Below are 301 nucleotides of genomic sequence, written 5' to 3'. Positions count from 1 at the left end.
CGCTGCAATAGCCGTACCATCCCTATAAGTATATTCCCCTGCGCTGGCTGTGCCATTGGGGCCACCATCCCAGCCACGTCCCCAATTATAATAAGGCTTAAGATCGAAGCTCAACTTGTCATTAACAACAGCGTGTATGGGGGCAGTGAGGAATATTTCGTTCCAGATATCGAGGTTGTTCTTCCAGTAGTCATTGTTCGTGGCATCGAATCCTGCAGTATGCCCATAACTTTGACCGGTATGCTTAAAGGTATAAAATTGCGAAGCTGTGGGGTAGTTATTAACAACGGAATCTTCATTG

The 301-nt window shown here is 46.2% G+C and carries 1 pseudogene; it reads right to left on the bottom strand.

From position 1 onward, the window contains the following. Nucleotides 1-301 (bottom strand): annotated as a pseudogene (locus tag HK24_RS13805) (TonB-dependent receptor); the annotation flags it as partial.

Source organism: Gluconobacter sp. DsW_058, from assembly GCF_002153615.1.
Taxonomy (GTDB): domain Bacteria; phylum Pseudomonadota; class Alphaproteobacteria; order Acetobacterales; family Acetobacteraceae; genus Gluconobacter; species Gluconobacter cerinus.
This window is presented reverse-complemented; position numbering and strand designations above follow the sequence as displayed.